Annotated in this window: 22 protein-coding genes and 1 pseudogene; 5 read left to right on the forward strand and 18 right to left on the reverse strand. The window is 70.8% G+C overall.

Translation table 11 applies throughout. The annotated features are described in order from the left end of the window. The first annotated feature begins 10 nt into the window (after positions 1-10). A complete protein-coding gene (locus KVT44_RS07750; protein WP_099923452.1) occupies positions 11-418 on the forward strand; it encodes a hypothetical protein in 408 nt (135 codons plus the stop codon). 63 nt (positions 419-481) lie between these two features. On the opposite strand, the gene der is transcribed toward KVT44_RS07750, so the two are convergent. From der to KVT44_RS07780, 6 genes are all read right to left on the reverse strand, one after another. Continuing rightward, a complete protein-coding gene (gene der / locus KVT44_RS07755) occupies positions 482-1966 on the reverse strand; it encodes a ribosome biogenesis GTPase Der (RefSeq protein ID WP_099923451.1) in 1485 nt (494 codons plus the stop codon). Positions 1967-2043: 77 nt separating this feature from the next. Continuing rightward, on the reverse strand, positions 2044-2757 hold the full coding sequence (locus tag KVT44_RS07760) for a 1-acyl-sn-glycerol-3-phosphate acyltransferase (RefSeq protein ID WP_217566484.1): 714 nt from the start codon (positions 2755-2757) through the stop codon (positions 2044-2046). Continuing rightward, the gene (gene cmk / locus KVT44_RS07765; protein ID WP_099923449.1) at positions 2715-3410 is read right to left on the reverse strand and encodes a (d)CMP kinase; all 696 of its coding nucleotides are present in this window, start codon (positions 3408-3410) and stop codon (positions 2715-2717) included. The genes KVT44_RS07760 and cmk overlap by 43 nt, the downstream gene beginning before the upstream one ends. A gap of 168 nt (positions 3411-3578) precedes the next feature. Continuing rightward, positions 3579-4664, reverse strand: a complete 1086-nt coding sequence (locus KVT44_RS07770) for a prephenate dehydrogenase (RefSeq protein WP_217566485.1) — start codon at positions 4662-4664, stop codon at positions 3579-3581. Next, positions 4661-5023 carry a chorismate mutase gene (gene aroH, locus KVT44_RS07775; RefSeq protein WP_054234458.1) on the reverse strand — a complete coding sequence of 121 codons (363 nt, stop codon included), beginning with the start codon at positions 5021-5023 and terminating at the stop codon, positions 4661-4663. The genes KVT44_RS07770 and aroH overlap by 4 nt, the downstream gene beginning before the upstream one ends. A gap of 155 nt (positions 5024-5178) precedes the next feature. After that, positions 5179-5538, reverse strand: coding sequence for a YidB family protein (locus KVT44_RS07780; RefSeq protein ID WP_217566486.1), 360 nt, complete (start codon positions 5536-5538; stop codon positions 5179-5181). A 223-nt stretch (positions 5539-5761) separates the two neighbouring features. On the opposite strand from KVT44_RS07780, the gene KVT44_RS07785 reads away from it, so the two are divergent. From KVT44_RS07785 to KVT44_RS07800, 4 genes and pseudogenes are all read left to right on the forward strand, one after another. Next, entirely contained in the window at positions 5762-6430 is a 669-nt protein-coding gene (locus KVT44_RS07785) for a hypothetical protein (RefSeq protein WP_217566519.1), read from the forward strand. A 121-nt stretch (positions 6431-6551) separates the two neighbouring features. Beyond that, on the forward strand, positions 6552-7136 hold the full coding sequence (locus tag KVT44_RS07790; RefSeq protein ID WP_099923448.1) for a DUF6529 family protein: 585 nt from the start codon (positions 6552-6554) through the stop codon (positions 7134-7136). Beyond that, positions 7133-7570, forward strand: coding sequence for a Rieske (2Fe-2S) protein (locus KVT44_RS07795; RefSeq protein WP_054234462.1), 438 nt, complete (start codon positions 7133-7135; stop codon positions 7568-7570). The genes KVT44_RS07790 and KVT44_RS07795 overlap by 4 nt, the downstream gene beginning before the upstream one ends. Positions 7571-7589: 19 nt before the next feature. Then, positions 7590-8375, forward strand: a pseudogene (locus KVT44_RS07800) (nucleotidyltransferase domain-containing protein); the annotation flags it as partial. Here the strand turns inward: KVT44_RS07800 and KVT44_RS07805 are convergent. The 12 genes from KVT44_RS07805 to KVT44_RS07860 form a co-directional block, all read right to left on the reverse strand. Next, positions 8271-9053 (reverse strand): nucleotidyltransferase domain-containing protein, encoded by a 783-nt coding sequence (locus KVT44_RS07805; RefSeq protein ID WP_217566520.1) that lies wholly within the window; start codon positions 9051-9053, stop codon positions 8271-8273. The pseudogene KVT44_RS07800 and the gene KVT44_RS07805 overlap by 105 nt on opposite strands. A 28-nt stretch (positions 9054-9081) precedes the next feature. After that, positions 9082-10107, reverse strand: coding sequence for an ADP-ribosylglycohydrolase family protein (locus KVT44_RS07810; RefSeq protein ID WP_190169508.1), 1026 nt, complete (start codon positions 10105-10107; stop codon positions 9082-9084). Beyond that, positions 10104-10847 (reverse strand): NUDIX domain-containing protein, encoded by a 744-nt coding sequence (locus tag KVT44_RS07815; RefSeq protein ID WP_075027822.1) that lies wholly within the window; start codon positions 10845-10847, stop codon positions 10104-10106. Before KVT44_RS07815 ends, KVT44_RS07810 begins: the two co-directional genes overlap by 4 nt. Before the next feature lie 242 nt (positions 10848-11089). Continuing rightward, positions 11090-12262: a pseudouridine synthase gene (locus KVT44_RS07820; RefSeq protein WP_217566488.1), complete on the reverse strand. Its 1173-nt coding sequence runs from the start codon at positions 12260-12262 to the stop codon at positions 11090-11092. After that, on the reverse strand, positions 12262-12918 hold the full coding sequence (gene scpB / locus KVT44_RS07825; RefSeq protein ID WP_099923443.1) for an SMC-Scp complex subunit ScpB: 657 nt from the start codon (positions 12916-12918) through the stop codon (positions 12262-12264). Before scpB ends, KVT44_RS07820 begins: the two co-directional genes overlap by 1 nt. Then, positions 12915-14084 (reverse strand): ScpA family protein, encoded by a 1170-nt coding sequence (locus KVT44_RS07830; RefSeq protein ID WP_217566489.1) that lies wholly within the window; start codon positions 14082-14084, stop codon positions 12915-12917. Before KVT44_RS07830 ends, scpB begins: the two co-directional genes overlap by 4 nt. A gap of 18 nt (positions 14085-14102) precedes the next feature. Further along, positions 14103-14672, reverse strand: coding sequence for a hypothetical protein (locus KVT44_RS07835; RefSeq protein WP_075027826.1), 570 nt, complete (start codon positions 14670-14672; stop codon positions 14103-14105). Next, complete coding sequence (locus KVT44_RS07840; RefSeq protein WP_075027827.1) at positions 14657-15784, reverse strand: ParA family protein; 1128 nt, start codon at positions 15782-15784, stop codon at positions 14657-14659. The genes KVT44_RS07835 and KVT44_RS07840 overlap by 16 nt, the downstream gene beginning before the upstream one ends. A 424-nt stretch (positions 15785-16208) precedes the next feature. After that, positions 16209-17333, reverse strand: coding sequence for an alanine dehydrogenase (gene ald / locus KVT44_RS07845; RefSeq protein ID WP_054234469.1), 1125 nt, complete (start codon positions 17331-17333; stop codon positions 16209-16211). A gap of 165 nt (positions 17334-17498) precedes the next feature. After that, entirely contained in the window at positions 17499-19607 is a 2109-nt protein-coding gene (locus KVT44_RS07850; RefSeq protein WP_217566490.1) for a tetratricopeptide repeat protein, read from the reverse strand. A 217-nt stretch (positions 19608-19824) separates the two neighbouring features. After that, positions 19825-20451 carry an NUDIX hydrolase gene (locus KVT44_RS07855; protein WP_054234471.1) on the reverse strand — a complete coding sequence of 209 codons (627 nt, stop codon included), beginning with the start codon at positions 20449-20451 and terminating at the stop codon, positions 19825-19827. 86 nt (positions 20452-20537) lie between these two features. Further along, positions 20538-22187 (reverse strand): CTP synthase, encoded by a 1650-nt coding sequence (locus KVT44_RS07860; RefSeq protein ID WP_067364904.1) that lies wholly within the window; start codon positions 22185-22187, stop codon positions 20538-20540. Positions 22188-22675 lie beyond the last annotated feature (488 nt).

Here is a 22675-nt window from a genome sequence, read left to right on the forward strand (position 1 = left end):
TGGCACATACGTGCACACCTACGACGCCCCCCGCCGCCAGCCCTTCCATCAGATCCCGGCCGCGCGATCGGCTCAGGATCCTCCGCGCGGCCCATCGGCCACGCCGATCTATGACGCGCTCTACGCCGAGTGGGTCAGATCGTTCAAGGCCCTGCCCGGCGACCGCCACGGCGAGGACCAACTCGGCTTCACGGCTTTCGGGATCCTGACACAGGGTTCCAGCGCGTACGGCGGATCCTCGTACTCCTCGTCGTACAGCTCCTACAGCGCGGGGGCGTACTCCGCGCGCAACGGCGGCTCCCAGCACGGTCACGGCGCGTCGACGACCGGCGTCTGGCAGCCGGTGGCACGCCAGCACGGTACGGGACTGCACCACATCCCGGCCGCGCTGCCACCCGCGCCCCGCAGGGGCCTGTGAGCAGAAACGGTTGAACAGGTGAGGGGCGGCTCCCATGGGAGCCGCCCCTCACCTGTCGCTACGTCACTTCTTCTTGGCGCCGCGCTTCTCGCGCACCCGCACGGAGATGTGGATCGGCGTCCCCTCGAAGCCGAACTCCTCGCGCAGCCGGCGCTCGATGAAGCGCCGGTAGCCGTGCTCGATGAAGCCGGAGGCGAAGAGCACGAACCGCGGGGGCTTGGTGCCGGCCTGCGTTCCGAAGAGGATGCGGGGCTGCTTGCCGCCGCGGACCGGGTGCGGGTGGGCGGCGACGAGCTCGCCGAGGAAGGCGTTCAGACGGCCGGTCGGGACACGGGTCTCCCAGCCGTCCAGGGCCGTCTCGATCGCGGGGACGAGCTTCTCCATGTGCCGTCCGGTGCGCGCCGAGACGTTCACCCGGGGCGCCCACGCCACCTGGAGGAGCTCGGTCTCGATCTCCCGCTCCAGGTAGTAGCGGCGCTCCTCGTCGAGGGTGTCCCACTTGTTGAAGGCGAGGACGATGGCGCGGCCCGCGTCGACGGCCATCGTCACGATGCGCTGGTCCTGTACGGAGATGGTCTCGGACGCGTCGATCAGGATGACCGCGACCTCGGCCTTCTCGACGGCGGCGGCCGTACGCAGCGAGGCGTAGTAGTCCGCGCCCTGCTGGAGGTGGACGCGCTTGCGGATGCCCGCCGTGTCGACGAACTTCCAGGTGATGCCGCCGAGTTCGATGAGCTCGTCGACCGGGTCACGGGTGGTACCCGCGACCTCGTTGACGACCACGCGGTCCTCGTTGGCCACCTTGTTCAGGAGCGAGGACTTGCCGACGTTCGGGCGGCCGATGAGGGCGATGCGGCGGGGGCCGCCCACCGCGGTGCCGAAGGTCTGTGCCGGAGCCTCGGGCAGCGCCTCGAGGACGGCGTCCAGCATGTCGCCGGTGCCACGGCCGTGCAGCGCGGAGACCGGGTGCGGCTCGCCGAGACCGAGGGCCCAGAGGTAGGAGGCGTCGGACTCGCCGCTCATGCCGTCGACCTTGTTGGCGCACAGGACGACGGGCTTGCCGGCCTTGCGGAGAAGGCGTACGACCGCCTCGTCGGTGTCGGTCGCGCCGACCTTGGCGTCGACGACGAAGACGACCGCGTCGGCGGCCTCGATCGCGTACTCGGCCTGCGCGGCGACGGACGCGTCGATGCCGAGGACGTCCTGCTCCCAGCCGCCGGTGTCGACGAGCTTGAAGCGGCGGCCCGCCCACTCGGCCTCGTAGGTGACGCGGTCGCGGGTGACGCCGGGCTTGTCCTCGACGACCGCCTCGCGGCGGCCGATGATCCGGTTCACCAGGGTCGACTTGCCGACGTTGGGCCGGCCGACGACGGCGAGGACGGGCAGCGGGCCGTGGCCCGCCTCGTCGATCGCGCCCTCGACGTCCTCGATGTCGAAGCCCTCTTCCGCGGCGAGCTCCATGAACTCCGCGTACTCGGCATCGCCAAGCGCCCCGTGCTCGTGCTCGGCCTGGCCGGCCGAGCCGTCGGGCTGGATGTGGTCGTTCATGAAGTCCGTACCTCGTCGTTCATCGTGGTGATCGGTGGACCGCCCGCATATCGGGTGATCCACTACTCAAGTGTCGCCTAGTGCCCGGTGGGGCGCCCGGCGTTTTCCGGGCGTCCGGTCAGACGCCTGGCGTGGTCCAGGTGGGCGCTCAGCTGCTTCTGGATGCGGGTGGTCGCCTCGTCCAGCGCCTTGCGGGTACGCCGTCCGCTGCCGTCGCCGGCCTCGAAGGGATCTCCGAAGACGACGTCGACCCGGCTGCGCAGCGGGGGCAGCGCCTTTGTCAACCGGCTGCTCTTCTCGGAACTTCCCAGGACCGCCACGGGGACGATCGGTGCGCCGGAGCGGACCGCGAAGTACGCGAGTCCGGCACGCAGCGAGGCGAAGTCGCCCTCACCGCGGGTGCCCTCCGGGAAGATCCCGAGCACGCCACCGGACGACAGGACGCCGAGGGCGTCGGTGATGGCGGTGCGGTCGGTGGTCGCACGGTCCACCTTCACCTGGCCGATGGCGAGGAGGAAGGGGTCGAGCGGGCCGATGAAGGCTTCCTTCTTGATCAGGAAGTGGGTGGGGCGGGGCGCCACGCCCATGACCATCGGGCCGTCGATGGCGTGCGAGTGGTTCACGGCCAGGATCGCCGGGCCGGTCGCGGGGACCTTCCAGGCGCCGAGCACGCGCGGCTTCCACAGCCCGTACATCAGGCCGACGCCGATACGGCGCCCTACCTCGGCGCCTCTCTCGGAGGGTGCGGTCACTTGGCGGCCCGCTTCTCCTCGACGAGGGTGACGACGCACTCGATGACCTGCTGGAGCGTGAGGTCGGAGGTGTCCACCTCGACCGCGTCGTCCGCCTTGGCGAGGGGGGAGGTCTTACGGCTGGAGTCGGCGGCGTCCCGCTTGAGCAGGGCCTCGCGGGTGCTGTTGACGTCCACGCCCTTCAGCTCACCGCTGCGACGGGAGGCACGCGCCTCCGGGGAAGCGGTGAGGAAGATCTTCAGATCGGCGTCCGGCAGCACGGTGGTGCCGATGTCGCGTCCCTCGACGACTATCCCCAGCTCGGCGGCGGCCGCGATCGAACGCTGCAGCTCGGTGATCCGGGTGCGCACCTCGGGCACCGCGCTGACCGCGCTGACCTTGGAGGTGACCTCCTGGGTGCGGATCGGGCCCGCGACGTCGGTCCCGTCGACCGTGATGGCCGGCGCGGACGGGTCGGTCCCGGAGATGATCTCCGGCTTCCCGGCCACGTCGGCGATCGCGGTCGGGTCCGTGATGTCGATGCCGTTGGTCACCATCCACCAGGTGATCGCCCGGTACTGCGCGCCCGTGTCCAGGTAGCTGAGGCCCAGCTTCGCGGCCACGGCCTTGGAGGTGCTCGACTTGCCCGTGCCGGAGGGGCCGTCGATGGCGACAATCACTGCCGGGGCGGGCCGGGCGGCGCCGTTTTCCACGGTGGGAACACCTTCCTGGTGCGGGGTGGAGGTCTGTGCGGGGCACGATCGCGCCCAGCACAAGGTTACTGTCTCCCCGGACCCCGCATTACTGGCCCTTCCCGGGCCCACCGCACGGGAAGCACCGGCGTCGCTCCGGGGCAGGCCGCCCCGGGCCGGACGGTGGCCCTACTGCCGCAGCGCCCAGCCCCGTTCCCGCAGTGCCGTGCTCAGCACCGGTGCCGCCTTCGGGTCCACCATCAGCTGGACGAGGCCGGCCTGCTGTCCGGTCGCGTGCTCGATGCGTACGTCCTCGATGTTGACCCCGACGGCCCCCGCGTCGGCGAAGATGCGGGCCAGCTGGCCGGGCTGGTCGTCGATGAGGACGGCCACCGTCTCGTACGTCAGAGGCGCGGCGCCGTGTTTGCCGGGGACGCGGACCTGGCCCGCGTTGCCGCGGCGCAGGACGTCCTCGATGCCGCTCGCGCCCACGCGCCGCTTGGCCTCGTCGGAGGACTGGAGGGCCCGCAGGGCCTGGACGGTCTCGTCGAGGTCGGCGGAGACGTCCGCGAGGAGGTCGGCGACCGGGCCCGGGTTCGCGGAGAGGATGTCGATCCACATCCGGGGGTCGGAGGCCGCGATCCGGGTCACGTCACGGATGCCCTGCCCGCACAGCCGTACCGCCGCCTCCTCCGCGTTCTCCAGGCGCGCGGCGACCATGCTGGACACCAGATGCGGCATGTGGGAGACGAGCGCGACCGCGCGGTCGTGGGCGTCGGCGTCCATGACGACCGGGACGGCACGGCAGTGCGACACCAGCTCGAGGGCGAGGTTCAGGACCTCGGTGTCCGTGTCCCGGGTGGGGGTGAGGACCCAGGGGCGGCCTTCGAAGAGGTCGCCCGTCGCGGCCAGCGGGCCCGACTTCTCGCGGCCCGACATGGGGTGCGAACCGATGTACGCGGAGAGGTCGAGGCCGAGCGCCTCCAGCTCTCGGCGCGGTCCGCCCTTGACGCTCGCCACGTCGAGGTAGCCACGCGCGACCCCGCGCCGCATGGCGTCCGCGAGCGTCGCCGCCACGTGCGCCGGCGGGGCCGCCACGATCGCGAGGTCCACGGGGCCGCCGGGCGCCTCGTCGGTGCCGGCGCCGAGCGCGGCCGCCGTACGGGCCTGCTCCGGGTCGTGGTCGGTGAGGTGGACGACGACGCCCCGCTGGGAGAGCGCGAGGGCCGCCGACGTACCGATCAGCCCGGTTCCGATGACGAGCGCGGTTCTCACTGGGCGATGTCCTTGCGCAGCGCGCCCGCGGCACCCAGGTAGACGTGCGCGATGTCGGCGCGGGGTTTGTCGGACTCGATGTGCGCGAGGACCCGTACGACCCGGGGCATCGCACCCTCGATGTCCAGCTCCTGCGCGCAGATCAGCGGTACGTCGACGATGCCGAGCTTGCGGGCGGCGGCGGCCGGGAAGTCGCTGTGCAGATCGGGCGTCGCGGTGAACCAGATGCTGATGAGGTCGTCGGTGGTGAGACCGTTGCGCTCCAGGACGGCGGTGAGCAGCTCGCTGACCTGCTCGTCCATGTGGCCGGCCTCGTCCCGTTCCAGTTGGACGGCGCCCCGGACCGCTCGTACCGCCACGGTGTCACTCCTCGCTGAGCCGAGCTACGTACCTGTCGTATCTCGTCGTATGTCGTCGTGTCTCGTCTTGTCACACCAGCGTAGTCAGGCCGCAACGCGCGAGTGCGCGGCGCCCGCCTGACGAGACGGCCGCCGCGCACGGAAAGGAGCACGTCTCAGAGCGACTGCTGCTTGATGAGGTCCTCCAGGGAGGCGCCCGGCTGCGGCAGCTCTCCGCTCGGAGTCAGTTTGTCGACCGCCTGGGGCAGGTGCTGGGCGATCTGCTCACCGCTGACGGGCTTGTTCTCGCCCGTGCCGATCCACGACTGGGCCTGGTCCATCAGGCCCGACTTGGTGAGCATGTCCAGCAGGCCGCCCAGGGGATTGCCGCCGGCCGCCTGGCCACCGCCGCCCAGGGCGCCGAGCAGCGCGCCGAGGATGTTGCCCGCGCAGGAACCGCCGGTACCGCCGGAACCACCCTGGCCGCTTCCGCCGAGGAGACCGCCGAGCAGGCCGCCGAGATCGTTACCTGCCATGGTCACGCCTCTCGAGAGTGAGTTTCGGGGAGTGTCTGGGGAGTGTCTTTCGGTTGTGCGACCGGGGCAGGCCACCGCCAGGCCCAAGCCTCCGCCAATGTCACCCGAATCGCCCTATTCCGCCACTTGTAGTGAGAACACACCCGTGCGCCTCTGGACGCCGGGGGCACGGGTCCGCTCTCATGGCAGAAGACTCGCCTCGGGGGAGGCCCGCATGGCCCGTATGAAACGCCCAGGACCGCTGCTCACCCTTCTGGCGGGGCTCCTGCTCGCCGTGTTCATGCTGACGCTCAACGCGACGACGGGGACGAAGAACGCGTCCTCCTCGTCCCAGGAAGCCTCACCCAGCGCCACGCCGCAGGTGAGCCCGCCGCCCACCGGTGCGCCGCCGTCGTCGAGCCCCCCGCCCCCTTCGAAGAGCGCGCCGCCGAACGCCGACTACGCGGGCCGCACCGACGACAACGCCTCCGCGGTCGCGGTCTCCCTGCGGGGCGGCAAGGCGATCGCGTACTTCTGCGACGGCCGGAGCAAGGAGTCGTGGCTGAAGGGCGACGTCAAGGACGACGGCACCATGAAGCTCACCGGCAAGAACGGCGCCGAACTGAACGGCACGCTCAAGGACGGCAGCAGCATCCGCGGCACCGTCGACCTCGGCGGGCAGCGCTACGCGTTCACCGCCGACAAGGCGGTCAAGCCGTCCGGGCTCTACCGCGCGACCGCCACGGTGCGCGGCGCCAAGCTCGACGGCGGCTGGATCGTGCTGCCCGGCGGCAAGCAGGTCGGCATCCTCGACCGGGACGGCAAGCCCGCGGCGGCGCCGACGATCGACCCTGAGTCCAGCACCGTGACGGTCGACGGACAGACACTCACCGCCTCGCCCGTCACTCCATGACCCGTTGCACCAAGGCCCGTCGCTTCGAGACCCGTGACTCCAAGACCTGTCACTTCAAGACCCGTGACGCCAAGACCCGTTCGTGAACCCTTTCCTGGCCCTTTCCTGATCGGGAGCCGATATGACCGTGGATCCGAACGCCGCCACCCAGGGCTTCCCCTCTCCCCCGCCCGCCCACCGCCGCCCGGGCGCGGCCCGCTATCTCGTCCCCGCCCTGGTCGCCGCGGCGGTCGCGGTCGGCCTCGGCGCCTACGGCAAAACGCACCACCCGGCGGGGACCGCCTTCAACCTCGCGGGGTTCAGCAGCACGGGCGCGGTGAAGTCGTGGCTGGCGACGACGGCCTTCGCCTTCGCGCTGGTCCAGTTGGTCTCGGCGTTCATGGTCTACGGGAAGCTGCCCGGGCCGAGCTGGGCGCCGACGCTGCACCGCTGGTCGGGGCGGGTCGCGTTCCTGGTGGCGGTACCGGTCGCGGTGCACTGCCTGTACGCGTTGGGCTATCAGACGTACGAACCGCGGGTGCTGTGGCATTCGCTCCTGGGTTGCTTCTTCTTCGGTGCATTTAGTGCCAAAATGCTCTTGCTCCGCTCGGAGCGACTGCCCGGCTGGCTGCTGCCCCTGGTCGGAGGACTCGTCTTCGTCGTCCTCACGGCCATCTGGCTGACGTCGGCTCTCTGGTTCTTCCGTACGTTCGGAGTGACGACATGACGAACCCCCCGGCGCGGCGCACGGTTCTCGGAACGGGCGCGGCCTTCCTGCTCGCGGGGTGCAGCAAGTACGGCGACAGCAACAGTTCGTCGGCAGCGTCCCCCACCGCGACCACCTCCCCGATCGCCTCCTCCAAGCCCTCGGCCGGCAAGGAACTCGCCGAGAAGAGTGACATCCCGGTCGGCGGCGGCAAGGTCTTCAAGGAACAGAAGGTCGTGGTCACCCAGCCGAAGAAGGGCGAGTTCAAGGCCTTCTCGGCGATCTGCACCCATCAGGGCTGCACGGTGAACAAGGTCGCCGACGGCACCATCGACTGCCCCTGCCATGGCAGCAAGTACCGCATCACCGACGCCTCGGTGGTGGCGGGCCCGGCCCCGCGTCCGCTGCCCGCGAAGAAGATCACGGTGAAGGGAAAATCGATCTTCCTGGCGTGAGCGGGCACGTACGCTCCAGGACATGCATTCCGAGACCCCGGTGTCCCTGGTGCGCGACCACACGATCTACTCCTGCGTGATGGGCTCGCGCGCTTTCGGGTTGGCCACGGACGGCAGCGACACGGACCGCCGGGGTGTGTTCCTCGCGCCGACCCCGCTCTTCTGGCGCTTCGAGAAGCCTCCGACGCACGTCGAGGGTCCGGCCGAGGAACAGTTCAGCTGGGAACTGGAGCGCTTCTGCGCCCTCGCGCTGCGCGCCAACCCGAACATCCTGGAGTGCCTGCACTCCCCTCTCGTCGAGTACGTCGACGACACGGGTGGCGAACTCCTCGCCCTGCGCGAGGCGTTCCTCTCCCGCCGGGCGCACGACACGTTCGCCCGCTACGCCCTGGGTCAGCGCAAGAAGCTGGACGCCGACGTCCGACAGCACGGCGCCCCGCGCTGGAAGCACGCCATGCACCTCCTCCGCCTCCTCATGAGCTCCCGTGACCTGCTGCGCACCGGCGCGCTGACGATCGACGTCGGCCCGCAGCGCGAGGCTCTGCTCGCGGTGAAGCGCGGCGAGGTCCCGTGGCCGAAGGCCGAGGCCTGGATGTCCCGGCTGGCGACCGAGGCGGACGAGGCGGCCGTCCACAGCCCCCTGCCCGCGGAACCGGACCACGCCCGCGTCGAGGACTTCCTCCTGCGCACCCGCCGCGCCTCAGCCCTCCGCGCGGACTCCGAAGCCCCCGGAACCCTCCAGCCGGACCCGGACGACGAACGCGTGCAGGGCGTCGTACGCGGACGGAGCGTCCGGCAGCGCTGAGGCGTCCTGCGCCAGGTCCAGCACGCCGTGCAGCCGCTCCACGTCGGCCGCCACACGCGCGTGGTCGACGTCCGCGTCCCCGTGCTCCCGCTCCGCCTTCGCCGCGATCAGGTCGGGCAGATACCCGGGAGCCTCCCCGACCTCCGCGACCAGCGTGCGCAGATCGGCCTGCACCTCACCGCTGCGCATCAGATGAACGCCGGTGAGCAGCACCCGGAACGTGTAGAGCAGCGGCTTGAGTTCACCGGTCTTCTCGAAGAGCCGCCACTGGGTCGCCGCGAAACCCCGGTAGTGGTGGGCGTGGTGGGAGGTGAGGACTCCAGGGGCGAGCGAGACCAGCTCGCGGTGCGCCTCCCCGGTGTGCACGACCAGGGGCGAGAGCAGCTGCTCCAGCACATAGCCGTTGCGTCGCAGCATCAGCCGTACGAACTTGCGCAGGTCGTGGGTGACGAGGTCCATCTCTGCGCCGTCCCGGTCCCACATCCGCGACCGGGTCTCGTCCGGCTCGCGCAGGCCGACCAGTTCGGCCGTCGGCAACAGGTGCACACCCCGCAGGTCGACATCCGAGTCGCGTGACGGGAAGCCGTACAGATGCGCCCCGGAGACGGTGGCGAACAGCACCGGGTCGGGCTGCTCGGCCACCACACCCGCGAGGTCGATGTCCAGGACGTCGTCGATCATCGCCCAAGCATCCCAGAGCCGTCTCTCAGGCATCCCAGAGCGCCCCCAGCGACATGAGGTCGCTCTGGTACTCGACGCGGTCGGCCCACTCCGTCGGCCAGGCGTCGGAGCCGTGGTGGGCGCCGGCGAACGCGCCCGTCAGACAGGCGATGGAGTCGGAGTCGCCGGAGGTGCAGGCCGCGCGGCGCAGCGCGGTGACGGGCTCGTCGACGAACTGCAGGAAGCAGAGCAGTCCGGTGGCGAGCGCCTCCTCGGCGATCCAGCCCGCTCCGGTGGCCAGGCACGGGTCGCTCTCGGGCGAGGCGGTGCGCACGGCGTCCTGAAGGCGGTCGAGGACCTCCAGGCACTCGTCCCAGCCGCGTTCGATGAAGTGCTCCGGTGTGGGGTCCTGGCTGCGGGTCCACAGGTCGCCGAGCCAGCGGGAGAGGTAGCGGCCGCGGTTCTCCTGGGCGTACGAGCGCAGGAGGCCGATCAGTTCGGTCGGCTCGGCGCCTCCGGCGAGGAGCCACACGGCGTGGGCGGTGAGGTCCGAGGCGGCGAGCGCGGTGGGATGGCCGTGGGTGAGCGCGGCCTGCAACTGCGCGGCGCCCGAACGCTGTTCCTCGCTCAGCCCCCGTACGAGCCCGACCGGCGCCACCCGCATGTTGGCCCCGCACCCCTTGGAGTCGATCTGGCTGGCCTCCTGCCAGGGCCGGCCCTCGGTCTTCAGGAGGTTGCAGGCCACGAGGCAGGTGCGGCCGGGCGCGCGGTTGTTGTCGGGCGACTGGTACCAGTCCACGAACTCCTCGCGCACCGGCCGTTCCATCCGCAGCGGTGTGAGCAGGCCGCGGTCCATCGCCGTACGCAGCCCCCGCCCCAGCGCCAGCGTCATCTGCGTGTCGTCCGTGACGATCGCGGGCCGCGGCAGCTTCATCTCCCGCCAGGGGCCGAACTTGGCGAGGATCGAGGGGACGTCGTTGAACTCGGTCGGGAAGCCCAGCGCGTCGCCGAGGGCGAGGCCGAGCAGGGATCCGGTGGCGGCATGCTTCGCGAGCGTCGGGGTGGTGGTCATGAGGGCCGTCCTTCCGAAGGGGGACGCAGCAGGGGTGGCTGCAGGGCGGTGGCGCCGCCCGCGCGGTAGAGCGCGGCGGGTTTGCCGCGGCCTCCGGTGAGGCGTGCGGCCCCCGGGACCGGTGCGACGAACCCGGGCGTGGCGAGGACCTTGCGCCGGAAGTTGGGCCGGTCGAGGACGGCGCCCCACACCGTCTCGTAGATCCGCTGCAGCTCACCGAGGGTGAACTCGGGCGGGCAGAAGGACGTGGCGAGACAGGTGTACTCGAGCTTGGCGCCGACACGTTCGTGGGCGTCGGCGAGGATGCGGTCGTGGTCGAAGGCGAGCGGGCCGACCGAGCCGTACGGCAGCCAGCGGGCCTGTGCCGCGTCACCGCCGCCGTGCGGCTCGGGAGGGTCGGGGAGCAGCGCGGCGAACGCGACGGAGACGACCCGCATTCTCGGGTCGCGGTCGGGTTCGCTGTAGGTCCGCAGCTGTTCCAGGTGGAGGCGGGAGAGGTCCCGGATGCCGGTCTCCACGGCGAGTACACGCCGGGCGGCCGTCTCCGCGGATTCCTTCGGCAGCACGAAGCCGCCGGGCAGTGCCCAGCGGCCGGCGTACGGTTCCTGCCCCCGTTCGACGAGCAGCACCTCGAGTTCGCCCGCGCGGACGGTCAGGACGGCGAGGTCGACGGTGACGGCGAAGGGCTCGAAGGCGTACTTGTCGTAGCCCTCGGGAGCGAGGCCTCCCCTTGCGCGCAAGTCACCCGCCCCCGGTGCCAGTACGAGTAATAGTCAGTACGACTATAAAAAGCCGAACCGCGCCCTACAAGACCTCGGGCGCGGTTCTCGGCAACCGTGTTCTCGGCACATCCGCGTTCTCGGCACATCCGTGCCAGAAGCCCTCAGCGGCCCCTGGAGCGCGTCGGAGCCCCCCGTGCTCCCCGAGGGCGGCGAAGGCGGGCGGAGGGCGCACAGCGCCCTCCAGGGCCGCCGGGCGGGGCCTAGAGATCGACCTCCTGCATGAGCATCCCGACCTCGGTGTTCGACAGGCGGCGCAGCCAGCCGGACTTCTGGTCGCCCAGGGTGATCGGACCGAAGGCCACGCGCACGAGCTTGTCGACCGGGAAGCCGGCCTCCGCGAGCATGCGGCGCACGATGTGCTTGCGGCCCTCGTGCAGGGTCACCTCGACGAGGTAGTTCTTGCCGGTCTGCTCGACGACGCGGAAGTGGTCCGCCTTGGCGTACCCGTCCTCCAGCTGGATGCCGTCCTTGAGTCGCTTGCCCAGGTCGCGCGGGATGGGACCCACGATGTGCGCGAGGTAGACCTTCTTCACGCCGTACTTGGGGTGGGTCAGCCGGTGCGCCAGCTCGCCGTGGTTGGTGAGCAGGATGACGCCCTCGGTCTCGGTGTCGAGCCGCCCGACGTGGAAGAGCCGCGTCTCGCGGTTCGTCACGTAGTCACCGAGGCACTGCCGGCCCTCCGTGTCCTCCATGGTCGAGACCACACCGGCGGGCTTGTTCAGCGAGAAGAACTGGTACGACTGCGTGGCCACGGTCAGCCCGTCGACCTTGATCTCGTCGTGCTCCGGGTCGACGCGCAGACCCTGCTCCAGGACGATCTCGCCGTTGACCTCGACCCTGGCCTGCTCGATCAGCTCCTCGCAGGAACGCCGGGAGCCGTAGCCCGCGCGCGCGAGCACCTTCTGCAGGCGCTCGCCCTCCTCCTCGGCCCCGGGGTGGGTCCTGGGCGTCTTGATCTCCGGCTTGCCCGCGTACCGGTCCCGGTTGCGCTCCTCGGCCCGCGTCTCGTACTCGCGGGAACGCGAGGGTTCCGTACGGCCGCCGCGCTGCTGGCCCTGCTTGGGGCCGCCCTTGGCGCCGCCGCGGGCCGCGTTGCCGCGCCCGGACTTCGGGCCTTCGTGGGACGCGGCGGGGCCTACGTCGTAGCGGCGCTCCTCGGGGCGGGGCTTGCCGGCGCGCTTCGGCTTGTCGTCGCGCCCTCCCGCGCTCCTCGGCTGGGAGCCGCCCCCACCGGCGCCCCGGGGGTTGCCGCTCCCGCCGGTCCCGCGGGGGTTGCCGCCTCCGCCGGTCCCGCGGGAACTACCGCCTCCGCCGGTCCCGCGCGGGTTGCCGCGCCCGCTGTTCCTGCCACTGCCACTGCCACTGCTTCGCATCAAAGTTCCGTCGTCGTCGTGTCGTCTGCATCTGCATCCGGTGCATCCGGATCGAACGACGGGACCCCTTCCAGCGTCTCGGCCTCGATCGCGTCCGCCTCGGGGAGGAAGGGCGCGAGCTCCGGGAGCTCGTCCAGACCGCGCAGGCCCATTCGCTCCAGGAAGTAGTTCGTCGTCACGTACAGGATCGCACCTGTTTCGGGTTCCGTGCCCGCCTCCTCGACCAGACCGCGCTGCAACAGGGTGCGCATCACACCGTCGCAGTTCACTCCGCGGACCGCCGAGACCCGGGATCGGCTGACCGGCTGGCGGTAGGCGACGACCGCCAGGGTCTCAAGGGCCGCCTGGGTGAGCCGGGCCTGCTGCCCGTCGAGGACGAAGCGTTCGACGGCCGCCGCGTACTCGGGCCGGGTGTAGAACCGCCAGCCGCCCGCGATGAGCCGCAGCTCGAAACCGCGGCCCTGGACGGTGTACTCGTCGGCCAGCTCCCGCAGCGCGTCCTTGATCTGCCGTTTCGGCCGCTCCAGGATCTTCGCGAGGTGCTCCTCGGTCGCGGGCTCGTCCACGACCATGAGGACGGCCTCCAGGGCGGGCTTCAGATCGAGGTCGGCGACGGTACGCAGGCCCGCCGGGACGTCGGTGGTCTCCTGGCTCACGCCTTCTCCTCCTTGGCGCCGTCCTTGATCTTGTCGTCCTTGGTGTCGCCGTCCTTGGCCCGGTCGTCCTTGGCCACCTCCGGCGGGCGGTCGAACTCGTCCGTCACCCTCGGCTGACCGTCGCCGTCGCCGCCCGTCCAGCGCACCATGAGCTCCCCGAGGGCCTCCTCCTGGTCGAGGGCGACGGCCTTCTCCCGGTAGAGCTCCAGCAGGGCCAGGAACCGGGCCACGACGGTGAGGGTGTCCTCGGTGTCCTCGACGAGGGCGCGGAAACTGGCCTCCCCGAGCTCCCGCAGCCGCGCCACCACGATCCCGGCCTGCTCCTGCACGCTCACCAGCGGGGCGTGGATGTGGTCGACGTACACCTGCGGCTTGGGCTTGGGCTGCATCGCCTTCACAGCGAGCCTGGCGAATCCTTCCGCCCCGATGCTGATGACCACCTCGGGCAGCAGCTCGGCGTGGTGGGCTTCGAGCCCGACGGTACGCGGGTAGCGGCGGCCCTCTTCCTCCAGCCGGGCGTTGAAGATGTCCGCGATCTGCTTGTAGGCGCGGTACTGGAGCAGCCGCGCGAAGAGCAGGTCCCGGGCCTCCAGCAGCGCCAGATCCGCCTCGTCCTCGACCTCGGCGGCCGGGAGCAGCCGGGCGGCCTTCAGATCGAGCAGCGTCGCCGCGACGACCAGGAACTCGGTCGTCTGGTCGAGGTCCCAGTCGGGCCCCATCGCCCTGATGTGCGCCATGAACTCGTCGGTGACCTTGGACAGCGCCACTTCGGTGACATCGAGCTTGTGCTTCGAGATCAACTGAAGCAGCAGGTCGAACGGCCCCTCGAAGTTCGCGAGCCGCACCTTGAAGACCCCGTCATGGGCCTCGGCCTGCGCCGGAGGCTCGGCCGAAGGCTCGAGCGTCGTGTCGGCCGGAGGGTCCGCCGCTGGAGGCTCAAGCGCCGTATCCATCAGAGGCTCGGGCGCCGTCTCCGCGGCGGCCTCGACGGGCTCCTCGACCGACTCGGCTCGCCCGTCGACCGGCGGCCCCTCGGCGGGCTCGAGGCGCTCCTCGGGCCGCCCGTCCCGCTCCTCCGTCGGGACCGGCGTCGCGCCGGGGCCCCGCCCCAGGACACGACGACGGCCGCCGGAGCCGGCGGGGACAGAGGTGTCGTTCGAGGTCATAGCCGTCGCAGGCTACCGCTACCGCCCGCGAAGCCGTCGTACGAGGATGCTCGCGTCCCCGCGGGATTCAAGATCGGCGAGTACGACGGCGACCGCCTCGCGGACGATCCGGCCGCGGTCGACCGCGAGCCCGTGCTCCCCGCGGAGCACCAGCCGGGCGTGCTCGAGGTCCATGAGCTCCTCGGCGGACACGTACACCGTGATCTTCTCGTCGTGCCGCTCCCGCCCGCTGGGCCGCCGGTTGGCGGCGCGGGAGCGCTTGCTGCCGCGGGCGGGCTGCCCGCCGGCGCCCTCCTGTGTCGCCTGGCGCCGCGCCGAGCGCTCCGGGGCCGTACCCCGGCTGCGGGACTCTCCCGCGTCCGCCTCGGCGTCCGCCGCGACGTGTTCGTCGCCCTCGCCGTCACCGCCCTGCACGGGCACCGACTGCGGCGCGTCCTCCGCGACGGCGGCCGGGTCGCTCTCACCGGCCGGAGCCGGTACCCGGGCCTCGCCGTTGGTCCGGCGGGTGGGGGTGGATGACTGGAGCGCCATGCCCCCGGTGGTACGGAACAGTTCGTCGGCCCCCGGCAGACTCACTCGGCGTGACACCGGGCGAGCACCTCCCTGGCGAGCTGGCGATAGGCGGCGGCACCGACGGAGTTGGAGGCGTACGTGGTGATCGGCTCACCGGCGACGGTGGTCTCCGGGAAGCGGACGGTCCGGCCGATCACCGTGTGGTAGACGTGATCGTCGAACGCCTCGACCACGCGCGCGAGCACCTCACGGCTGTGCACCGTGCGGGAGTCGTACATCGTGGCGAGGATGCCGTCGAGCTCCAGCTCGGGGTTGAGCCGCTCCTGGACCTTCTCGATGGTCTCGGTGAGCAGCGCGACACCGCGAAGAGCGAAGAACTCGCACTCGAGCGGCACGATCACCTTGTGGGCCGCCGTGAGGGCGTTGACGGTGAGCAGGCCGAGCGAGGGCTGACAGTCGATCACGATGTAGTCGTAGTCGGCCATCAGCGGCTTCAGCGCGCGCTGGAGCGTGGACTCGCGCGCGACCTCGGACACCAACTGCACCTCGGCGGCGGACAGGTCGATGTTGCTGGGCAGCAGGTCCATGTTCGGGACCGCCGTCTTCAGGAGCACCTCGTCGGCCGCCATGCCCCGCTCCATGAGCAGGTTGTAGACGGTGAGGTCGAGCTCCATGGGGTTGACGCCGAGGCCCACGGAGAGCGCGCCCTGCGGGTCGAAGTCGACGAGCAGGACCCGGCGTCCGTACTCCGCGAGCGCGGCGCCCAGGTTGATGGTCGACGTCGTCTTGCCGACGCCGCCCTTCTGGTTGCACATCGCGATGATCGTCGCGGGGCCGTGGCTGGTCAGCGGACCCGGGATCGGGAAGTAGGGCAGCGGGCGTCCGGTCGGTCCGACGCGCTCACGGCGCTGACGGGCCGCGTCGGGCGCGAGCGTGGCCGCGTACTCAGGATCGGGCTCGTACTCGGCGTCGGGGTCGTAGAAGTGCCCCTCGGGCAGTTCGTCGTAGTCGGCGAAGTGGGTGTGGTTCCCGCCACTTCCGTTGCCGGCCATGGCGTTCACGTGATGGCCATCCATGCTCTGGTGTGCTGTCTGAGTCATCCGGGGACTCTTTTGCGCTGCGAAGGTTCGGACAGCGACGGAGCCGACAGCCTCGAGCCCCGTGGGGCCCTGGCCCCGCGCCGGCATTCCTGGTTGACCACCCCCGGGAGTAAATGTCGACTCATTCACAAGTCGTCTTACCTCCTTGGTGACCAGGAAACTTCTAGATAGGTCAGCGTGGCACCATGCCGACGGTTGGCGACTCTATGGCGTGTCACCGGTCCGCAGCAACACAATCCGCCGGACCCGACCCGATGTGTCGGCAACCGAACACCCCTCTGTCAAGGGCGTAAGGCCGTCGCACAGCAGGTTTCACGGGTGTGCGAATCGGTTGAAGGGTTACGTTCGTGGCGAGTTGAACGAGTGTCGCAAAGTGACCCGACACACACCCGGGCCGGACCTCGCTGGGCAAGGTCCGGCCGGGTACGGGGCGTTGACGACCTGTGTTGACGTATCGCCTTTTGCTGATTGATGGGTCAGCCGGCCACTCGTCCGGTCACCCTTCGGTGTCTCAGCCGAGCAGGGACTCCAGCTCGACGTGCTCCAGGCCGTGCGCCTCCGCGACCTCCCGGTACACGACCTTGCCGTCGTGCGTGTTGAGGCCCTTGGCCAGCGCGGGGTCACGGCGCAGCGCCTCGACCCAGCCGCGGTTGGCCAGTTCCACGATGTACGGCAGCGTGGCGTTGGTCAGCGCGTACGTGGAGGTGTTGGGCACGGCGCCGGGCATGTTGGCGACGCAGTAGAAGACCGAGTTGTGGACCGGGAAGGTCGGCTCGGCGTGCGTGGTCGGGCGGGAGTCCTCGAAGCAGCCGCCCTGGTCGATCGCGATGTCGACAAGAACACTTCCCGCCTTCATCCGGGAGACCAGCTCGTTGGTGACGAGCTTCGGGGCCTTGGCGCCGGGGATGAGGACCGCGCCGATGACGAGGTCGGCCTCGAGGCAGGCCTTCTCGAGCTCGAAGGCGTTGGAGACGACGGTCTGGATCTTCGTGCCGAAGATCTTGTCCGCCTCCTTGAGCTTGTTGATGTCACGGTCGAGCAGGGTCACCTGGAAGCCCATGCCGATGGCGATCTGCGCGGCGTTCCAGCCGGAGACGCCGCCGCCGATGACGACCGCCTTGGCGGGCAGCACACCGGGGACACCGCCGGGCAGCACACCGCGGCCGCCGTTGGCGGCCATCAGGTGGTAGGCGCCGACCTGGGGGGCGAGGCGGCCCGCGACCTCGGACATCGGGGCGAGCAGCGGCAGCGCGCGGCTCGGCAGCTCGACCGTCTCGTACGCGATCGCCGTGGTGCCGGACTCCAGGAGCGCGTCCGTGCACTCCTTGGACGCGGCCAGGTGCAGGTAGGTGAAGAGGGTCTGGTCCTTGCGGAGGCGGTGGTACTCCTCCGCGATGGGCTCCTTGACCTTCAGCAGCAGGTCGGCGGCGGCCCAGACCTCGTCGGCGGTCTGCAGGATCTGCGCACCGGCGGAAACGTACTCGTCGTCCGTGATCGAGGAGCCGACACCGGCGTTCCGCTCGACGACGACCTGGTGGCCGTTGCGCACCAGCTCGTGCACACCGGCGGGGGTGATGGCCACCCGGAACTCGTTGTTCTTGACCTCGCGGGGGATGCCGACCTTCACGTCGATCACGGTCCTTGACTCAGAGGGTTCTGGGGCTATGCACGGCCGGGGCGATGCAAGCCGGGGCAATGCATGTCATACCCGGATACACGGGGGCGCACCGGGAGACACCACGAAAGAACGCGGCGGAGCCAGTCTAATGAAGGGGTTCTCTCTGTCTAGCCTTTCAATGCATCAATCTTCGACGGATGTACTACGGATTTCGCAGGCGTTAGCGCCTTGTTCCGTGCCTTCTGCGCCTTCTGGGTCCTCCATGGCCGTCGCGCTCTCCGGGAGCTCATCACCCAGCATGCGCTCGGCCGCCTTGCGGTGCAGTCGCGCCGCGGCGGGGTCGCCGAGCCGGTCCAGGGTGTCGGCCAGCCGGAGCTGCAGCGCGGCCTGCAGCCGGTGGTCCTCGGCGCGGCGCGCCCACTCGACCGCCTCGTGGCAGGTGCGCAGCGACTCCTCGGGCCGCCCGGCGTACTCCTGGACGCGCGCCAGCTCGCTCAACGCCCGTGCCTGAGCGGGCACATCGCCGTTCCTGCGGTGTCCGGTGACGGCGGCGCGCCAGTTGCGCAGCGCCTCGCCGTAGCGGCCCGCGTAGGTGTGCGCGGTGGCGATACGGCCGTACAGCCGGGCGGCGTCCACCCGCTCGTCCCGTGCCAGGCGCTGGGCGAGCGCCCTGCCGTACCAGTCGGCGGCCCGGTCGTGGTCCCCGAGCTCCTGATGGGTGCCGCCTACGGATTCCATCGCGCGGCCGGTCGCATACGGGTCGTTCGCCTCGCGTCCGGCGTCCAGGGCGGCCCGGTAGCGGGCCAGGGCGTCGGCCGTACGACCGGTCTGCGCGTCCAGGTCGGCGAGGTTCAGCAGGGCCGCGGCCTTCTCGCGGGGCAGGCCCCGGCGCTCGGCGACGTCGAGGACGAGGCGGTGGATGCCGTACAGCTCGGGCGCCGCGGCCCGGGTGCCGAAGTGGGCGACCATCGCCCGCACCAGCGCGGCCATCAACCGCCTGGCCAGGGTGTCCAGCTCCCCGTCCGCGACCGCGAGCCGGGCCGCGGCCAGCAGCGCGGGCTGCCGGACGCGCAGCCAGTCCTCGGCCGCTCTGGGGGTCGGGAAGCGAAGTTCGCGGGGCAGCGCGGCGAGCTTCTCGCGGGCGGGCGCGTTGTCGGTCTCGGTGATGGCACGGCAGGACACCAGCAGCCGTACGGTCCGCTCCAGCATCCGGGCGCGGGCCAGCTGCAGCTCGGCCGGGCGGTCCTGGCTCTCGGCGAGGGCGCGCAGCAGCGGCAGCAGGCAGCCGGGCACCTCGTACTGCGGCAGCCGCGACTCGACGGGCCGTACGAGGCCGAAGCCGACGAAGTCGTCCAGCGCGGCCCGTGCGGTGTCCACCGAGCAGCCGGCCAGCGCGGACGCGGTGTGCGGGTCGATGAGGCCGGCCGGGGCGAGCGAGAGCAGACGCAGTATCCGCGCGGCGGTGGCGGGCAGCGCGGTGTAGGCGAGGTGGAAGACCCGGCCGAGCGGGGTGCTCTCGTCGCCCTCGGTGCGCAGTTGCTTGGCGAGGTCGGCGACGGCCGAGGTGGGGCGGGCGGCGAGCCAGCCTCCCGCGAGGCGCAGGGCGGCGGGCTGACCGGCGCACTCCTCGACCAGTCCCTCGGCGGCGAGCGGGTCGACGGTGATGCGCACCGAACCGGTGAAGCGGTCGAGCAGTTCGAGCGCGGACTTGGTGTCCAGGCCGCCCAGGGTGCAGGGGCGGACGTCCGCGATGCCGGTCAGCGGGCCTCCGGACACCGCGACGACCAGACACTCGGGAGTGTCCGGAAGCAGCGCGTCGACCTGCTCGGCGTCGGCCGCGTCGTCGAGCAGCAGCAGGACGCGGCGGGTGGCGAGGGCCTCGCGCACCGCCTCGCTCAGGTCGTCGGCGGCTGCCCCCGCCGGCGCGGGCAGCTCCAGGGTCCTCAGCAGTTCCCGCGCGGTGCGCTCGGTGGGCACGGGGGTGCCGTCGGGATCGGTGAGCCGGGCGCGCAGCACCCCGTCCGGGTAACTCCCCGCAACCTGCCGTACGAGCTCCTCGGCGAGCGCGGTGCGGCCCGATCCGGGCCTGCCGGCGATGAGCAGCACGCGCGCGCGAGGTGCCTTGCGACCCGCGAGGGTGTCCAGGCCCGCGCGCTCGATGTCGACCCTGAGTTCCTTCAACTCTCGTGTGCGGCCCAGGAACTGACCCTCCGTAGGAGCGGACCCGGCAGCCGGGCGCCGCCCCGCCGACGACACCTTCGTGCCGTCTGTGTCCACCGCCTGATCCGCCACGGGCCACGCTCCCGTCCCACTGCGCGCGCAAGCCCGCCGGGACTCCGGTTCGGGCGTTTCCAGAGCCTAGTTCACGCTCTGCGACGATCCGGGCGGAGCACGGCGGGGACGTCCCCCGATCGGATCAGCCGATCGTAGGACTGATGGTGTCCGGTCGTGGTGTCCGGTGGTGGGCCGGTCGTGGGATCCGGTCGGGGAGAGGACCGTCCGGGGTGCGTCAGGACTCGAAGGGGCGGGCCGGCCAGGGCGCCTCGGCCGGGCGCAGCGCGTCGAGTCCGTCGCCGCCGCGGGCGGCGACCAGGGAGAGGACGCCCACGACGAGACAGTTGTTGTGCAGTTCGCCGGCGAGCACCCCGCGCACGAGGTCGCCGACGGGGACCCGGGCCAGCTCCATGTCGGCCTCTTCGTCCTCGACCTCGAAGCGCTCCCCCTCGGCCTCGGAGAGATCGCGGGCGAGGAAGATCCGCACGGCCTCGGAGCAGCCGCCCGGGGTGGTGTAGACGTCGGTCAGCACCCGCCAGTCCTCGGCCTTGACGTGCGCCTCCTCGTACAGCTCGCGCTGGGCGGCGTGCAGCGGGTTCTCACCGGGCACGTCGAGAAGTCCGGCCGGGATCTCCCACAGCTTGTGGCGCACGGGGTGCCGGTACTGGCGCAGCACCACCGCGCGGTCCTGGTCGTCGAGGGCGAGGACGGCCACGGAGCCGGGGTGGACCTGGTAGTCACGGCGGGCGACCGATCCGTCCGGCATGACCACGTCGTCGGTGCGGACGGACGTCTTGTTGCCGACGAAGGGAGTCGCGGTGGCCCTGACTTCCCACTCCTCGGGGGTGTCCTTGATCGTCATGTCGCCCTGTTCCTCCTACGCACCGAACGAAAACCGGGGCACGTGTCCCAAAAGACGCGTACCCCGGCCACCGTACAGCCCTGGTGTTACTTGCCCGTCTTGCGCTCGACGGCGGCCTTGACCAGGCCCGCGAAGAGCGGGTGCGGGCGGGTCGGGCGGGAGCGCAGCTCGGGGTGCGCCTGGGTCGCGACCAGGTAGGGGTGCACCTCGCGCGGGTACTCGACGTACTCCACGAGCTTGCCGTCCGGGGAGGTGCCGGAGAACTGCAGACCGGCCTTCTTCTCCAGCTCGCCGCGGTAGGCGTTGTTCACCTCGTAGCGGTGACGGTGACGCTCCTCGACGTACTCCTTGCCGTCGTACACCTCGCGCGCGATGGAGCCCTCGGCGAGCTTGGCCGGATACATGCCCAGGCGCATCGTTCCGCCCATGTCGCCCTCGCCCGCCACGATGTCGAGCTGCTCGGCCATCGTGGAGATGACCGGGTGGGCGGTGGCGGAGTCGAACTCGGTGGAGTTGGCGTCCGGGATGCCGGCCAGGTTGCGCGCGGCCTCGATCACGATGCACTGCAGGCCGAGACAGAGGCCCAGCAGCGGGATCTTGTTCTCGCGGGCGTACTGGATCGCGCCGACCTTGCCCGACACGCCACGGTCGCCGAAGCCGCCGGGGATGCAGATCGCGTCGACGTCGCCGAGCTGCTTCGCGGCGCCCGCCGGGGTCTTGCAGTCGTCCGAGGTGACCCACTTGATCTTCACGCGGGCCTTGTTGGCGAAGCCGCCGGCGCGCAGCGCCTCGGTGACCGAGAGGTAGGCGTCGGGCAGGTCGATGTACTTGCCGACGAGCGCGAGGTTGATCTCGTGGAGCGGGTTGTGGACGCGGTCGAGCAGGTCGTCCCAGGTCGTCCAGTCCACGTCGCGGAAGGGCAGGTCCAGCTTGCGCACGACGTAGGCGTCCAGGCCCTCGGTGTGCAGCACCTTCGGGATGTCGTAGATCGACTTGGCGTCGATGGCCGCGACCACGGCCGCCTCGTCGACGTCGCACATCAGCGAGATCTTGCGCTTGATGGCGGTGGGCACCTCGCGGTCGGCGCGCAGCACGATCGCGTCCGGCTGGATACCGATGTTCCTGAGAGCCGCGACCGAGTGCTGGGTCGGCTTGGTCTTCAGCTCGCCGGAGGGGCCGATGTACGGCAGCAGCGAGATGTGGACCACGAACACGTTGTCCCGGCCGACCTCGTGCCGGACCTGGCGGACGGTCTCCAGGAAGGGCAGCGACTCGATGTCGCCGACCGTGCCGCCGACCTCGGTGATGACGACGTCGACGTCGTCGGTCGCCATACGCCGGATGCGGTGCTTGATCTCGTTGGTGATGTGCGGGATGACCTGCACGGTGTCGCCCAGGTACTCGCCGCGCCGCTCCTTGGCGATGACCGTCGAGTACACCTGCCCTGTAGTGACATTGGCGGAGCCGTCCAAGTCAACGTCGAGGAAGCGCTCGTAGTGTCCGATGTCCAGGTCGGTCTCGGCGCCGTCGTTGGTGACGAACACCTCGCCGTGCTGGAACGGGTTCATGGTGCCCGGGTCGACGTTCAGGTAGGGGTCGAGCTTCTGCATGGTGACCCGCAGGCCCCGCGCCTTGAGCAGCGCACCCAGGCTGGAGGCGGTCAGGCCCTTACCGAGGGAGGAGGCGACACCCCCGGTGACGAAGATGTGCTTGGTCGTCGTGGATTTGGGCGGCATGGCCAAGAGGGGGCTCCCGTGGTCGCGGTCTGGGGTGCGTACCGGCGTGGTGTCCGAAGATTTCCGGAGGTGCCGTCGCTGCGGTTCGGGGGTTTCTTGCCCACCGGTCCACGGGCTACCAGGGTATCAGCGACCCGAGGAGGCTGCTTCCGGCCACGCTCCGCACACACATCGGCACAGACCACACACAGCACTCACTCGATCGGACCAGTCGGGTTGCCGGGAGCGGCACGCGGATCATCCACGTGCGTCGTATCCTGCTCGGACACTCGCTGCCGAGTCCGGCCGGCACACGGCACCATCCCCGCCCGTATCCCGGAACCACGAGAGCTCGTCAGTTCGTTTCGCAACGACAATCGCACCGATAATTGACGTTCCGCAACGACGCTTTACCAACGTTCTAACGTTCAATCTTCTAACGTTTTAACGTTCCTGTTCCCTGACCGCAGAGCGACCGCCCCTCGGGGGCGACGTGGCCGTTCGACTGG

The sequence above is a fragment of the Streptomyces sp. GbtcB7 genome (genome assembly GCF_019091445.1).
Classification (GTDB): Bacteria; Actinomycetota; Actinomycetes; order Streptomycetales; family Streptomycetaceae; genus Streptomyces; species Streptomyces mirabilis.

Excerpts from the sequence above, each read along its gene's own strand:
- KVT44_RS07790 (WP_099923448.1), top strand. The coding sequence starts at position 6,552 with ATGACCGTGGATCCGAACGCCGCCACCCAGGGCTTCCCCTCTCCCCCG.
- der (WP_099923451.1), bottom strand. The coding sequence starts at position 1,966 with ATGAACGACCACATCCAGCCCGACGGCTCGGCCGGCCAGGCCGAGCAC.
- KVT44_RS07795 (WP_054234462.1), top strand. The coding sequence starts at position 7,133 with ATGACGAACCCCCCGGCGCGGCGCACGGTTCTCGGAACGGGCGCGGCC.
- KVT44_RS07860 (WP_067364904.1), bottom strand. The coding sequence starts at position 22,187 with ATGCCGCCCAAATCCACGACGACCAAGCACATCTTCGTCACCGGGGGT.
- KVT44_RS07830 (WP_217566489.1), bottom strand. The coding sequence starts at position 14,084 with ATGACCTCGAACGACACCTCTGTCCCCGCCGGCTCCGGCGGCCGTCGT.
- KVT44_RS07780 (WP_217566486.1), bottom strand. The coding sequence starts at position 5,538 with ATGGCAGGTAACGATCTCGGCGGCCTGCTCGGCGGTCTCCTCGGCGGA.
- KVT44_RS07840 (WP_075027827.1), bottom strand. The coding sequence starts at position 15,784 with ATGCCGGCGCGGGGCCAGGGCCCCACGGGGCTCGAGGCTGTCGGCTCC.
- KVT44_RS07820 (WP_217566488.1), bottom strand. The coding sequence starts at position 12,262 with ATGCGAAGCAGTGGCAGTGGCAGTGGCAGGAACAGCGGGCGCGGCAAC.
- KVT44_RS07855 (WP_054234471.1), bottom strand. The coding sequence starts at position 20,451 with ATGACGATCAAGGACACCCCCGAGGAGTGGGAAGTCAGGGCCACCGCG.
- KVT44_RS07810 (WP_190169508.1), bottom strand. The coding sequence starts at position 10,107 with ATGACCACCACCCCGACGCTCGCGAAGCATGCCGCCACCGGATCCCTG.
- KVT44_RS07785 (WP_217566519.1), top strand. The coding sequence starts at position 5,762 with ATGAAACGCCCAGGACCGCTGCTCACCCTTCTGGCGGGGCTCCTGCTC.